This window comes from Sphingomonas sp. P4_G3, from assembly GCF_056401105.1.
On record NZ_JBFUJZ010000001.1, the window covers coordinates 455,285 to 468,601 of the forward strand.

Consider the following 13,317-nt stretch of genomic DNA (forward strand, 5'->3'; position numbering starts at 1 on the left):
TCGGCGGCGTCGACGTAGAAGAGGAACTAGGAGTTGAACGGCAAAAAGGCGGTCATCACCGGGATCACCGGCCAGGACGGCGCGTATCTGGCGGAGCTCCTGCTCGCCAAGGGATATGAGGTGCACGGCCTGCGCCGCCGCGCCTCGTCGTTCAACACGTCGCGGATCGACCATCTTTATGACGACCCGCATGTCGAGGGTGTGCGGCTGTTCCTGCATTATTCGGACATGACCGACGCGACCAATATCGGCCGCGTCATTGCCGAGATCCAGCCCGACGAGGTCTACAACCTGGCCGCGCAAAGCCATGTCGCGGTGAGCTTCGAGACACCCGAATATACCGCCAATGCCGATGGCGTCGGCGTGGCGCGCGTGCTCGAGGCGATCAGGGTGGCCGGGCTGACCGACAAGACGCGCTTCTACCAGGCGTCCACCTCGGAACTGTTCGGCAAGGTGGGCGAAGTGCCGCAGACCGAAAACACGCCTTTCTATCCGCGCAGTCCATATGCGGTGGCCAAGCTCTACGGCTATTGGATCACGGTCAATTATCGCGAGGCGTACGGGATGCACGCCTCGAACGGCATTCTGTTCAACCATGAGAGTCCGCTGCGCGGCGAGACCTTCGTCACGCGCAAGATCACGCGAGCGGTCGCGGCGATCCGTCACGGGCACCAGGACACGCTGTATTTGGGCAACCTCGATGCCCAGCGCGATTGGGGCCATGCCCGAGACTATGTCGAGGGGATGTGGCGCATCCTACAGCAACCCCAAGGCGATGACTATGTGCTCGCCACCGGGGAAACCCACAGCGTGCGCAGCTTTGTCGAACGCTCCTTCGCGGTGGCCGGCATCACTATCGCCTGGGAAGGCGAAGGGATCGACGAGATCGGCCGTTGTACCGAAAGTGGCCGTATATTGGTGCGGATCGACCCGCGCTATTTCAGGCCGACGGAGGTGGATCTGTTGATCGGCGATGCATCGAAGGCCAAGCGCGTGCTCGGCTGGACGCCGACTACCTCGATCGATGCGCTGATCACCGAAATGGTCGAGGCGGACCTGCGTCAGGCCGCGGGGCAGAGCAACCGAGGCGGCGCCTGATGACGGCCACGCCGCGCGGGCGGCGGGTGCTGATGCTCCTGACCGACGCGTGGGGCGGGCATGGCGGCATTGCGCTCTACAATCGCGATGTGATCGAGGCGATGTGTCTCGACCCGACGATCGATCAGGTGGTGGCGTTGCCGCGCGTCGCGACATTGCCGCTGGCTGGCGATCTGCCCGCCAAGCTCGATTTCGACCTGTCCGCGCTGGGCGGGTTCGGGGCCTATGTTCGGGCAGTGATGCGGGCAATGCGGCGCGGGCGCTATGACCTAGTCTATTGCGCGCACCTCAACCTGTTGCCGCTGGCGCGCGCGGTCGCGACGTTGCTCGGAAAGCCGCTCGTTCTCGCGATCTACGGCATCGACGCGTGGGAACCGAGTACGCGCGCCTTGTCGCGGCGGCTGGCGCGATCGGCCGATCACGTCATGTCGATCAGCCAGGTGACGCTCGACCGGTTCCACTCCTGGGCGCCGTATCCCGACGCAACGACCACGTTGATGCCCAACGCGATTCACCTCGACGAGTTCGCGCTGGGACCGAAGAACCCCGATCTTGAGGCGCGCTATGGCCTCCAGGGCCGCAAGGTGCTGATGACCTTCGGGCGGTTGGCGGGCAGCGAGCGTTACAAGGGGTTCGACGCCGTGCTCGACGCGCTTCCCGCGATCATCGAACAACGGCCGGACGTCAGCTATGTGATCGCCGGCGACGGCAACGATCGTGCGCGGCTGGAGGACAGGGTGCGCGACATGGGTCTGACCGACCATGTCGTCTTCACCGGCATGGTGCCCGAAGCGGAGAAGGCCGATCATTACCGGCTTGCCGACGTCTATGTCATGCCGAGCCGCGGCGAAGGGTTTGGCTTCGTCCTGCTCGAAGCCATGGCGTGCGGAATCCCGTCGATCGGCAGCACGCGCGACGGCACGCGCGAGGCGATGCGCGAGGGACTGCTCGGGCCGATCGTCGACCCGCTCGACCAGCAGGCGGTGGTCGATGCGGTGATCGCCAGCCTGGAGCGGCCGCGCGCCATTCCCGAAGGGCTCGATTATTTCGCCTTCCCGGCCTTCGCGCGGCGGCTCGCGGCGATGACCGGCACGCTGATGGCGCGAGCATGACGGCGCGGTCGGCGCTGATCTGGGGCGTCGGGGGGCAGGACGGCGCCTATCTGGCGCGGTTGCTGCTCGACAAGGATTATCGCGTGCACGGGACCAGTCGCGGCGGCGCGATACCGGACAATCTTGCGCGGCTGGGAATCGCCGACAAGATCAGGCTTCATCGGGCCGATCCGTCCGACAGCGCCACGGTCACCGAGGTCATCGCCGCGGCGGCGCCTGACGAGATCTATTATCTTGCTGGACAAAGCTCGGTCGGACGGTCGTTCGCCGAGCCGGAGGCGACGTTCGCGGGGGCGGCGTCCGGATTGCTCAATGTCCTGGAAGCGGCGCGGCGCGAGGCGCCGGATGCCGCGTTGCTCAACGCCGCGTCGGGCGATTGCTTCGGCGAAACCGTCGAGCCGGCGACCGAGGGATCGCGCTTTCGCCCGCGCAGCCCCTATGCCGTTGCCAAGTGCAGCGCGCATCTGCTGATCGGGGCCAATCGCATCGCCTATCGGCAGCGCGCCTGCTCGGCTTTCCTTTTCTCGCACGAATCGCCGCTCCGGCCCGACAGCTTCGTCATCGGCAAGTTGATGGCGGCGATCCGCCGCTTCGCCGCGGGCAATCGCACGCCGCTCGAATTGGGCGATCTCAGCGTGGTGCGCGACTGGGGCTGGGCGCCCGACTATGCCGCGGCGATGTGGGCGATGCTCCAGCGCGAAACGCCCGAGGATCTTATCATCGCCACCGGTAGCAGCATGCGGTTGGAGGATTTCGTTGCCGCCGCCTTCACCGCGATCGGCCTCGATTGGCGCGACCATGTGACGAGCGTACCCGGTCTGCGTCGTCCCGCCGACATCGCCGAGCAGTACGCCGACCCGTCACGCGCCGCCGAACTGATCGGCTGGCGCGCGAGCGTTGTCGGCGAGGAGCTGGTGAAGCGCCTGGTAGCCGAAGCTATTTCGCCATCCGCGTGAGCATGTCGGCGGTGTAGATACCGCCCTTGGTCGAGGCCATTTCGACCAGCAGCCGGAATTTGATGCTCAGCCGGATCATCTGCCACAGGACAAAGCGGATCATGCTGACGACGCCGTGTGGGCGGGGTCCGCATTCGCGGAAATCGAAGCGCTTGAACCCGCACAATAAGCCGATCTGGCGGAAAGCCGAGGGGGTGTAGGCGATCTCGTGGGTGATATCCCAATAGCGCGTCATCGACCCGAACGGCGATCCGGCATTGGGCGTCATCGCGACGAGATAGCCGCTCGGCTTGAGCACCCGCGCCGCTTCTTCAAGCACGGTGGCCAGCGTCTGCTTGTCGATATGTTCGAGGATATTGAGCGCCATGATGCGGTCGACGCTATTGTCGGCCAGCCCCTTGAGGCCCGAGACGAGATCGGTGTCGAGAAAGGTCGCATCCGGCACGCGCTCGCGCGCCAGCGCATTCTCGCTGCCCGACAGATTGATGCCGGTCGCGCTCGCCGCCCCGCGGGACAGCGCGAAAAGACAACCTTCGCCCATACCTGAGCCGAGATCGACCATCACCTCGCCCGGTTGCGCGCCCCAATCGCCCAGCAGGCGGCCGAGCGTCGCCACGGCATTGGCCTTCATTTCCTCGGTGAAGGCAGTGCGCGACGAAGTCGTCTCGAAATATTGGTCGATCACGCGTTCCTGCGTGGTCGGCACGGCGGCGTCGGTCATCCAATCAATCTCCTCATCGCGGCCTCGACCATGGCAGCCTGTTCGGGCCAGGTGAAGAAGCGTTCGGGCATCCGGGGGTCGGGGGTGAAGCGTTCGGCCGCGGTCAGCGCCGCGACGAGCGCGGCAGGATCGGTCGGCACGGCAAGCGGGGCGTGAAGCCGTTCCGCCTCGGCGACGCTTTCCGGCAACTCGCCGCCATAAGCGATCACCGGGCGGCGGCAGGCGAGCAGTTCGAAGAGCTTGTGATGAAAGGTGCGGCCGAGGAACACATAGATATTGGCGAGCGCGTGCTGGCATAGCCGGGCCATCTCGTCGGGCGAGACGTAGCCGGGAATCTCGATCGGCACGCCGCGGTCGTTCGCCAGCCAGTCGCCCTGCTTGCCGAGATGGACGATGCTGACCGGTGGTCGCCCGCTCGCGGCGTTGAAATCCCCGACCGCCCTGACGATCGCGTCGACCAGGTCGCGATGATAAAGGCTGCCGACCAGGGTCACATATCGCCGTGCGGGCTCGGGTGAGGGATGGGGCTCGAAGAAGCAGCTATCGACGCCGCTATAGATCACTTCGGCGGTGTCCCCGAGCCAGCGCCGCGCGGCATCGGCATGGAGCATCGAATTGGCCTGGAGCGCAGCATAGCCGCGCAGCCGCCAGGCGAGCGGCAAGCGCACGGCGCCGGGCACATAGATTTCGGGATTGTCCTTGTCGTCGAAAATCCACGGGAAATGCTGCTCGCGCGCCAGCGTCCGCAGCGCGGTCACCGTTTCGAGCGAGCCGAACGTCGCCCAACCGACCTGCGGCTGGAACTTGGCGACAAGCGCGCGACCACGGGCGACAAGGTTGCGCTGGAAACCGGTGCGGCGGCCGCCATAGCGCAGTAAATTGGCGAACGTGGCGATCGCGTTGCCGCCCGCAGGCGGCGGATCGTCCGCCTCGACGATCAGCGGACGCGACCAGTCATGCGAGGCGATCGGGGCAGGGTCTTTCGCCGCCAGGCCCGGCAGCGGCGGGCAGATCAGGACGCAGCGATGCCCCTTCCGCGCCAACTCGGCGGCGAACCGTCCTGCACGCACGCCCGAAATGTGCGGCGCCGCGGGGTGCGTCCCGTTGATCAGCAGGATGTCCATCGCGCGCGTCGTCAGGCGGCGAGGCGCTTCGGCTCGATGCCCTGCGTCGCGGGTTTGAGGAAATGCTGTTTCCACATTTCGTGGATGAACGGCTGCCACAAATTCCAGCCGAGCCCGAGGTCACCGGCGCGGATGCGGTCGAGCACCTTGAGCCACCATTTTTGGTCCCAGATCTCGGACTGGCGGAACGAGGTCGAGGTCAGCGTATCCTGCATCAGCTCGAGGAAGCCGGGCGAGGTGAACCACAGATCCTGCGGCGGACGGAAACCCTGCTTGTTCCAGCGCGTCGCGATCGCCTCGGGCAGAAACTCGCGCAGGCCCTCGCGGATCGGGCGCTTGGTCTGGACGTCGCCCATGATCAGCTCGGGCGGCAGGGACAGGACGAATTCGGACAGGCGATGGTCGCAGAACGGCAGGCGCACCTCGCGCGAATGCGCCATCGAGTTGCGATCGCCGTAGCGCAGCAAAGTAGTCAGGAAACGCTCGAAACTGTCCTCGTAGAGCGCGTCGCGCAGCGGATCGCCGCTGCCATGGTCGTTACGCCCTCTTTGTTCGGACACCGCCTCGCTATAGCCGGGCTTCAACCCGAAGCGGATGTCCGAGCCGCGATTGAGCATGTGTGCGAGCGCGTGGCGCAGTCGCTGCGGCACCGCGGACTTCATCCGCATCGCGCGGTCCATCTGCGCGGCAGGATAGCGGCGTTCGATCTCGGGCAGTTCGCGCGCCAGCCGCGCGGTCTCGCCGCGCGCCTTGAGCGAGCGGATGTAAAAGGCGAAATATTGCTCATAGCCGCCCATCAGCTCGTCGGCGCCCTGGCCGTCGAGCAGCACGGTGATGTTATGCTCCTTGGCGAGGTGAAACACGCACCATTGCGCGAACTGGCTCGACGATCCGACCGGCAGCTCGTTGTGCCACATGAAGTTGGGCAGATCGGCGATGAAGCGGTCGACGGTCGGCTCGACGATATGGCTGACCACGCCCGAGGCATTCACCACCTGCTCGGCGAAATGCCATTCGTCGGCGGGCGTGCCGGGGAAGCGGCCGGTGAAGGTATGATAGACCGCGTCCGGCCCAAGCAGATGCCGTACCGCGCCGACGATCGCAGACGAATCGAGCCCGCCCGAGAGGCACGACCCGACTTCGACGTCCGAGCGCATGCGGATGCGCACCGAATCGACGAACAGGTCACGGAATTCGGCCATCGCGTCCTTCGGGTCCGCGAATTTGCGCTCGCGTGTCAGGTCGATGTCGAAATAGCGCCAGGTCTTGCTCTCCAGCGTGGCGCAATTGACCACCATCGCCTCGCCCGGGAGCAATTGTTCGATCGCGGTGAAGACGGTCTGGCGCTGGCGATCGGCGCTCGATCCCGGCTGGCAGGTCTCGGTGACGACGCGCAATTCGTCATGGTCGTGCGGCACGCCCGGCAAGGCGAGCAGCGCCTTATACTCCGACCCGAAGGCGAAGAAGCGGTCGCGCATCGTATAGAGGAACGGCTTTTCGCCATAGCGGTCGCGCGCGCACAGCATCATCCGCTGGCCACGGTCATAGAGCGCGAGCGCGAACATGCCGTTGAGCTTCGACAGCACGCCGACGCCCCAGGCGCGATACCCCTCGATGATGACTTCGCTGTCGCTTGCCGATTGGAAGGTCGCGCCAGCGGCGATCAGCTCATTGCGCAACTCGACATAATTGTAGATCTCGCCATTGAAGATCAGCACGAAGCGGCCATCGGCCGAGTGCATCGGCTGGTCGCCGGCGTGGCTGAGGTCGATGATCGACAAGCGGCGATGGCCGAACCAGACGTGGTCGGCCGAATCGTGCCAGCTATTGTCGCCGTCGGGGCCGCGATGGGCGATCAGGTCGAGCGCGGCGTGCGCGCGCCCGCGGTCGATCGGGTCCTTCGACACCAGCCCCAGGATACCGCACATGCTTTGTCTCCTATCGCGCCGGCAGCCCGCCGAGCAGCGAGCGGCCGAGCGGCACGAGGTCGCGCAGATTGGCGCGGATCGCCTCGGCAGGCGCGGCGCCGCCAAGCGATCCCGACAATGACCTGAGATCAGCCGTCAGGTCCAGCCCCAGCGCGGCGATCGCCGCCTGGTGATGGCGCAGGATGGTTGCGGCGAAATCGACATAGCCGAGCGCGGCAGTGAGGATCACCAGCTTGGCGGCTTGGGTCGCATCGCTCACCCGGCGGAAGTCGCGCACCGCGATCAGGTCGCCCTGCGCCAGCACCGGCTTGGAATAAGGAAGGTCCGCCTTGGTCCGATAGGGATGGCCGGCAAGTCGCTTGGCGCGCCAGCGCTGCACCGCGATCAGGTCGAGGATGAGGAAACCGCTATCGGTCAGCAGCTTGGCGACGTCCCAGCCGAGCGGCTGCCCCACGCGCTGTTCGAGGAACGACACCTCGACACGTAGCGCCAAGGTGGTTTCGAGATAGCGCGTGGCATGTTCGAGGATCGCGCCTTCGGCACCCTCGACGTCGATCTTGATATAGTCGGCGGTCGGCAGCGTGCCTTCAGCGAGCAGGCCGTCAAGCGTGCGCGTCTCGACCGAAATCGAGCGGTCGATGCTGTGCTGTTCGGACACGCCGAACCATTCGACCATTTCCTCATTGTGCGGCAGCAGCGAGGCGCTTTCGGGCGAGGGCGGGATGTGCAGCGTCGCGGTGCCGTCGACCCCGCCGACCGCGGCGGCGATCACGCGCCGGACTTTCCACGGCTTGGGATCGCCGCCCTGCAGCGCGGCAGCCTCGGCCGGCTCGGGCTCGAAGCCGATCATCTCGGTCGCCCAGGCGAGCGGCAGCATCGCCGCGTCGAGTCCGCCGCGCGCGCCGATATCGACCGCGGCGAAGCCTGTGCTTTCGCAAAAGCGCGCGGCGTTCAACGATCGGAACTGGTCCTGGGCACTCATGACTGGGTCGATTCCTGGCTCTTGCGATCGGCCGCCGCCTGGATCGAGACGACGACGGTGATGAGGATCGCCGTTACCACCCAGGCGAGTAGCTGAATATAGCCCAGAGCAACCCCACGCAGTCCAGGCGCGAACCACATCGTCCCGCCGACGATGATCAACGTATAGGGCACGAACAGCAGGAACTGCGCCCACATCCGCCCGGTCGCGACGAGATATTGCTGGTGGACGTTGCAATAGACGGTCGGCACCAGCACGATCAGGAACAGCCCGAACAGGAACGTCTGGCCGTGAAAGTCGCGGCCGTACAGCTTCAGGATGAAGCTCGAAAACAGGATGACCAGGATCGAGAAGATCAAAGCGATGCCGACGTTCAGGATCATGTTGTAGCGTTGCAGCCGCTGCGTCTGGCTATGGTCGTCCTGACCGATATAGCGGCCGAGCATCGGCAGCAGCGCGCTGGCCAGCGACGCCATCACCACTAGGATCGGCGAGCGCCATTGCAGCCCGGTATTGATCACCGCCAGGTCGCGCAGACCATAGGGGCTGCGGGTGAGATAATAATTGCCGATCCACATGGCGATGCCTTGCGCGAACGCGAGCATACCGCTCGGCAGCGAGAATTGCAGGATCACCGACCCCTGGCGAATGGCTTCGCGGAAATTGCTGTGCGCGACGAGCCGGTTGCTGACCGATCGCGCGGGGATCGCCACCGCCAGCCAGCGCAGCACGGCACTGCCGGCGAGCACGATCATCACCGGCGTGAGACCGGGTGTCAGCTTCGCGACGACGACCAATATCAGCACGCCGACGATGGCGGTCGAGAGCCGCGCGATCGCCAAGGTGCGGAAGCGCTCGCTCGCCTGGAGCAGGGTGTCGTTGAGCCCCGCCTGGATCGAGGCCAACAACAGGATCGCGCCCAGGATCAGCGGCCAGGCATAGCCAGGCGCGGCAAACAGCCAGGCGGCAAGCGGGCTCGCGAACAGCAGGGCGATCGCCAGCATCAGGCCGGTCGTCGCCGCGGTCAGCCGGCGGCCCAGCAAGACGACGGCGCCTGCTCGTTCGGGCTCGCGCAACTGGTAGCGCGAGACGAAATAGATGATCGCATAGGGCAATTGCAGGCTGATCAGCGGGGTCAGCAGGCTGATCGTCGAGAACAGCAGCGCGTAGCGTCCGTAATTGTCGATCCCAATCGCGCGCGCGATCATCACCGTCTGGACGAGCGCGGCGCCGCGTTCGATCAGCGACGAGGTGAACAGCCAGCCAGCGCCGCGCAGCCAGGCCGCGATCGGGCTGTCGCTCAGCCAATAGCTCGGACTGAGCAGCTTGCGAACGGCGTTCATCGCGGTCGCGCCAACGCGGTATCGATCCCGCGATGGACGCCGGCGACACTCGCCTTGATGTCGAGTTCGTCGAAAATCTCGACCGAGCGCGCACCCATCGCCGCGCGGCGGGCGTCGTCGCTGGCCAATTCGTCGATCAGGCCGGCCAAGGCAGCAGTGTCGGCGCAGGGAAAGATCAACGCATTCTCACCCGGCCGCGCGACGTCGGTCGGGCCGGCGGCACCTACCCGATCGCTGAGCAGCATCGGCAACCCGATGCACGCGCTTTCCGAACAGATCAGCGGATGCGGGTCGGCTTGCGACGGGTGCACCAGCATGTCGGCGGCGGCGTAGAGCGCGGGGAGTTTGTCGACATTGACGAACCCGGCGAAACGGGCGTCGACCCCGGCTTCGGCGGCACGCGCTTTGGCCGGCTCCATCTGCTCGCCATTGCCGGCGAACAGAGCCGTGACCTTGCGACCCTTGGTCTGCGCCAGTGCCTCGATCAGGTCGATCGGGCGTTTGCGGCCGGAGAGCTTGCCGACGAACAGGGCGACGATCGCATCGTCGGCGATGTCGTAGGTGCGGCGCGCCTCGGCCCGTAGCATTGCGCGGTTGGCTTTCGCCGCGCGATAGGTCGTCTCGTCGATGGTGAACGGGCAGCGGAAGATGCGATCGCGCGGGGCGCCATAATAGGCATAGAAGTCGGCGTTGCGGTCGCCGACCGACAGGAACGCCGAATAACGACGGAAGATCTGGCGGACGACGATTTCCTTGGCCATCCGCGTGGTGGTGGTGCGCTCGCGCAGCAATTCGCTGTCGCCGATCGTCATCAACGGCACCTTGTTGCGACGGCACCACCAGATCGCGCGATAGACGTTAGCCTGGGCATGGCCATAGACTAATACCACATCCGGCCCGAACGCCTCCAATCGCTTGCCGATTTCAGGCGAGCTGGGTTCGCGGACGCTCGACTGGCCGTTGGCCGGGACTTCGCCCAGGAACTCGTGGCCGTAGCCGCCGAGCATGTCCATGTTCCAGCTGATCTCGGACTGCATCTCCTTGTCGAAATACGACTTTACCCCGATCGGCGCACCGTAGAGGACGTGGAGATCGATCCCCGGATCGGCGGCAAGGGCGCGATAGAAGGGGACGAAATGCTGGATCGGGTGGGTGACGACGATGGCGAGCCGTACGGGCGCGGGGCGCGTGGGCATGAGCGGGCTCAGGCCGCTTTGGGCTTGAGCACCACGACGGGGCCGTGGCGGTCGATCAGATCGAAGCGGCCGGTCGCCTGGAGCGCGGCGATCAGATCCTCGTAGCTGCCGTTGCCCGGACTGTCGTGCGTCTCCATGACGATCATTCGCGCGCTTGCCAGCGCCTCCAGATCGTTCTTGAGGATACGCCATTCGACGCCCTCGATATCGCTGACCAGCGCGAAGTCGGTGAGGTTATGGCGCGCGATCAGCTGGCTGAGCGTGCAGGCGGGGACCTCGATCGTCGGCAGCGACCCGGCGTCGGTGGCGACGCGGCCGCTGACCGAGCTTTCCCCCAACGCGAACGACACGGTATCGCCCGGATCGTAGCTGATCGCCGCCTCGATCACCTCGACATTGGCGTCGCACTGGTTGATCGCCAGGTTGCGACGAAGCGCCTTGGCAAGGCGCGGATCGGCCTCGACGATGAATTGGCGGCGGGCGGGATCGATGCGGCGGCGGATCGTGCAGCTGATCACGCCGAGGCTGCCGCCAAGTTCGATCACGTCGCAATCGGTCGGCACGTAGCGGCGGACGAAGCGATATTCGCCGGACTCATAACCCTGGAGCAGCAAGGCAGCCTTGATCTTGGGCGTGACCACCGGGCTCGACGTGTCGATGATCAGTCCGCGATGCGGGATGCGGTTGCCGAGTACGCGCGCAGCGACGATCCCGGTCCAGCGATTGGCCAGCAAAGGCCCGATAAAGCGCTTGGCGTGGGTGGCGAGGCTGGTCATGCGTGCTCGGCCATGGGTGAAGCACCCTTACCGGTCAAGTTGAGGAACAGCCGCGTCATATCGGCGCGCGCGGTCGAGCCGACGACGAAGCGCTCGGCCATTGCCCGCGCGCCCGCGCGCCATTGGGCGTATTCGGCCGAGGTCATCGCCGCGAGGCGGTCGATCGCGGCGGCGAGCGCGGCGGGGTTGGGCAGGGGTATATCGAACCCGGCTTTGACGGTTTCGAGGTCCTGCCACGGCGTGCGGTCGCCGATCAGGACGGGAGTGCCGGCGCACAAAGCCTCGAAGATCGCGTGCCCGAAATTCTCCGAGCGCGAGGGCATGAACATCAGGTCCTGCCTGGCCATCGCGGCGGGGACGGCGTCGTTGGTCAACTCGCCGTCGCGATGCGCGGTGACGTTGGCTGGAAGGGCGGCGATCAATTCCTCGCAGCGGGCCCAATGCGCGGGGTCGCTGACGGGGCCGAAGATGGTGAAATCGACGCGCTCGGTAACCAGCGCCAGTGCCTCGAGCGCGACGTCGAGGCCCTTGACGGGCGAGATGCGGCCGAGAAAGGCGAGGCGGAAGAGGTTGCCGGGCTGATAGGGCGGCAGCGGGAAGAGCGGGCGGACGTTGGTGATCCGCTCGATCCGGTTGGTCGGGAAGAGCTTGCGGGTATCGGCTTCCTCTTCCTCGCTGGTGACGTGGAACGTGACCTGTTTTGCCAGGCCGAGCAGTCGGGCCAGCGCCACGTACAAGCCCTTGCGCGCATTCTTCAGGCCGAGCGCGCCCGACGAGAACTCGCCACGCGGCGAGATCACCACCGGCGTTCGCGGCGCCTTGCCGAAGCGGCGCGCGAGCATCGCGGGGATGGTGAATTCGCGGTCGAAGAAGCCGTTGACGAACAATAGGTCGTGCGGCGTCTCGCGCAGCAGTGGCGCGAGGCCTTCGGCGCCCTTCGAACCGACCGTCAGATAACGGATCTTCGCCCAGCCAAGGTCGCGCCATTCTCCGTTGGCCACCATCGGCTCGGCCGCACCAAACGGGCGGTCGCGGGCGACCAGAAAGAACTCGACCTTGTCCGAGAGGCTCTCGCACATCGCCTTGACGCTGAGGTTGGGGCCGGCGGATTCGTGTCCCGGCCAGAACGCTCCGATCAGGATGATGACCTTCGGCCTTACCGCCGCCATGCGATCCCCGTCTCGGCGATGCGATAGCGTTCGGCGAGGTAGCGCGGGAATTCCTCGATCGAATTGGCTGCGATCCAGGTCCGCGCCTCGTCGATCTTGGCGTCCATCAGTACGAAAAACCAGAAGCCGTGGAGGAAATGCCAGACGAAGCCGAGCCGGCCGTCGAGAAAGCCGAGCAGCAGGAAATAGCGCCGGATGAAATAGAGCACCGCGCGGAGATAGAGCGGGGCACCGCCATAGAATTTGCGCAAGCCCCGGCGCTTCCTGGCCGAGGCGGTGAGCTGGCCATCCTCCTCGTCGATCAGCCCGTGCTCGCGCGCGATGAAGTCGATCATCTGGCGCGTGGCGTAGCCGTTATGCTTGTCGGTCCACCAGCCGATGTCCTTGAGACTGGCATCGACCAGATCGCCGCCGGTCAGCCGCTCGGCATCGCCGCGCGTGATCAGCAAGCGCTCGTCCATCCAGCGCTGTTCCATCCGCCCGGCATCGGGGCGCCACAGCCGCGTCAGCCAGGTGCGGTAATAGCCGCCCCAGCGGATGAACTTGCCCTTGAACAGCACCTTCAGTTTGACGTCGAGCGCGGTGACGTCGCCGGGGAGGGAAGGGAGCTTGGTCCGAATCTCGTCGATCAGCGCGGGTTCGAGATATTCGTCGCAATCGACGCGGATGATCCAGTCGCTGGCGATCGGAATCGTGTCGAGCGCCCATTGCAGCTGCGCCGCCTGGTTGGAGAAGGCGTGCTGGTGGACTTCGGCGCCCTTTTCGCGCGCGATCTCCACTGTGCGGTCGGTCGAGAAGCTGTCGATCACGATCATCCGCTCGACCAGCGGCGCGATGCGGTCGAGGCAGCGGCCGATATGGATCTCTTCATTATACGAGAGGATCACTGCGGTGAGCGAGGGCGCGGTCACG

The 13,317-nt window shown here is 65.7% G+C and carries 12 protein-coding genes; 3 read left to right on the top strand and 9 right to left on the bottom strand.

Annotated features, from left to right (window positions below; genetic code table 11):
• Positions 1-33: 33 nt before the first annotated feature.
• Genes gmd through AC1DQQ_RS02120 form a run of 3 tightly spaced genes read left to right on the top strand, consistent with a single transcriptional unit; the run spans position 34 to position 3,166 of the window.
• The gene (gene gmd / locus AC1DQQ_RS02110; protein ID WP_478027986.1) at positions 34-1,098 is read left to right on the top strand and encodes a GDP-mannose 4,6-dehydratase; all 1,065 of its coding nucleotides are present in this window, start codon (positions 34-36) and stop codon (positions 1,096-1,098) included.
• Complete coding sequence (locus tag AC1DQQ_RS02115; protein WP_478027987.1) at positions 1,098-2,210, top strand: glycosyltransferase family 4 protein; 1,113 nt, start codon at positions 1,098-1,100, stop codon at positions 2,208-2,210. The genes gmd and AC1DQQ_RS02115 overlap by 1 nt, the downstream gene beginning before the upstream one ends.
• The gene (locus AC1DQQ_RS02120; protein ID WP_478027989.1) at positions 2,207-3,166 is read left to right on the top strand and encodes a GDP-mannose 4,6-dehydratase; all 960 of its coding nucleotides are present in this window, start codon (positions 2,207-2,209) and stop codon (positions 3,164-3,166) included. Before AC1DQQ_RS02115 ends, AC1DQQ_RS02120 begins: the two co-directional genes overlap by 4 nt.
• Here AC1DQQ_RS02120 and AC1DQQ_RS02125 read toward each other — a convergent pair.
• From AC1DQQ_RS02125 to AC1DQQ_RS02165, 9 genes are read right to left on the bottom strand one after another with little or no spacing between them, the layout of a single operon-like run.
• Entirely contained in the window at positions 3,147-3,887 is a 741-nt protein-coding gene (locus AC1DQQ_RS02125) for a class I SAM-dependent methyltransferase (protein ID WP_478027990.1), read from the bottom strand. The genes AC1DQQ_RS02120 and AC1DQQ_RS02125 overlap by 20 nt on opposite strands.
• On the bottom strand, positions 3,884-5,011 hold the full coding sequence (locus AC1DQQ_RS02130; RefSeq protein WP_478027991.1) for a glycosyltransferase: 1,128 nt from the start codon (positions 5,009-5,011) through the stop codon (positions 3,884-3,886). Before AC1DQQ_RS02130 ends, AC1DQQ_RS02125 begins: the two co-directional genes overlap by 4 nt.
• Before the next feature lie 11 nt (positions 5,012-5,022).
• A complete protein-coding gene (gene asnB, locus AC1DQQ_RS02135; RefSeq protein ID WP_478027993.1) occupies positions 5,023-6,939 on the bottom strand; it encodes an asparagine synthase (glutamine-hydrolyzing) in 1,917 nt (638 codons plus the stop codon).
• 10 nt (positions 6,940-6,949) lie between these two features.
• Positions 6,950-7,921 carry an FkbM family methyltransferase gene (locus tag AC1DQQ_RS02140; protein WP_478027994.1) on the bottom strand — a complete coding sequence of 324 codons (972 nt, stop codon included), beginning with the start codon at positions 7,919-7,921 and terminating at the stop codon, positions 6,950-6,952.
• On the bottom strand, positions 7,918-9,264 hold the full coding sequence (locus AC1DQQ_RS02145) for an oligosaccharide flippase family protein (protein WP_478027995.1): 1,347 nt from the start codon (positions 9,262-9,264) through the stop codon (positions 7,918-7,920). The genes AC1DQQ_RS02140 and AC1DQQ_RS02145 overlap by 4 nt, the downstream gene beginning before the upstream one ends.
• Entirely contained in the window at positions 9,261-10,460 is a 1,200-nt protein-coding gene (locus AC1DQQ_RS02150; RefSeq protein WP_478027996.1) for a glycosyltransferase family 4 protein, read from the bottom strand. The genes AC1DQQ_RS02145 and AC1DQQ_RS02150 overlap by 4 nt, the downstream gene beginning before the upstream one ends.
• An 8-nt stretch (positions 10,461-10,468) precedes the next feature.
• Entirely contained in the window at positions 10,469-11,236 is a 768-nt protein-coding gene (locus tag AC1DQQ_RS02155) for an FkbM family methyltransferase (protein ID WP_478027998.1), read from the bottom strand.
• Positions 11,233-12,405, bottom strand: coding sequence for a glycosyltransferase (locus AC1DQQ_RS02160; protein ID WP_478044135.1), 1,173 nt, complete (start codon positions 12,403-12,405; stop codon positions 11,233-11,235). The genes AC1DQQ_RS02155 and AC1DQQ_RS02160 overlap by 4 nt, the downstream gene beginning before the upstream one ends.
• A complete protein-coding gene (locus AC1DQQ_RS02165) occupies positions 12,393-13,316 on the bottom strand; it encodes a glycosyltransferase family 2 protein (RefSeq protein WP_478044136.1) in 924 nt (307 codons plus the stop codon). Before AC1DQQ_RS02165 ends, AC1DQQ_RS02160 begins: the two co-directional genes overlap by 13 nt.
• Position 13,317: the final 1 nt, after the last annotated feature.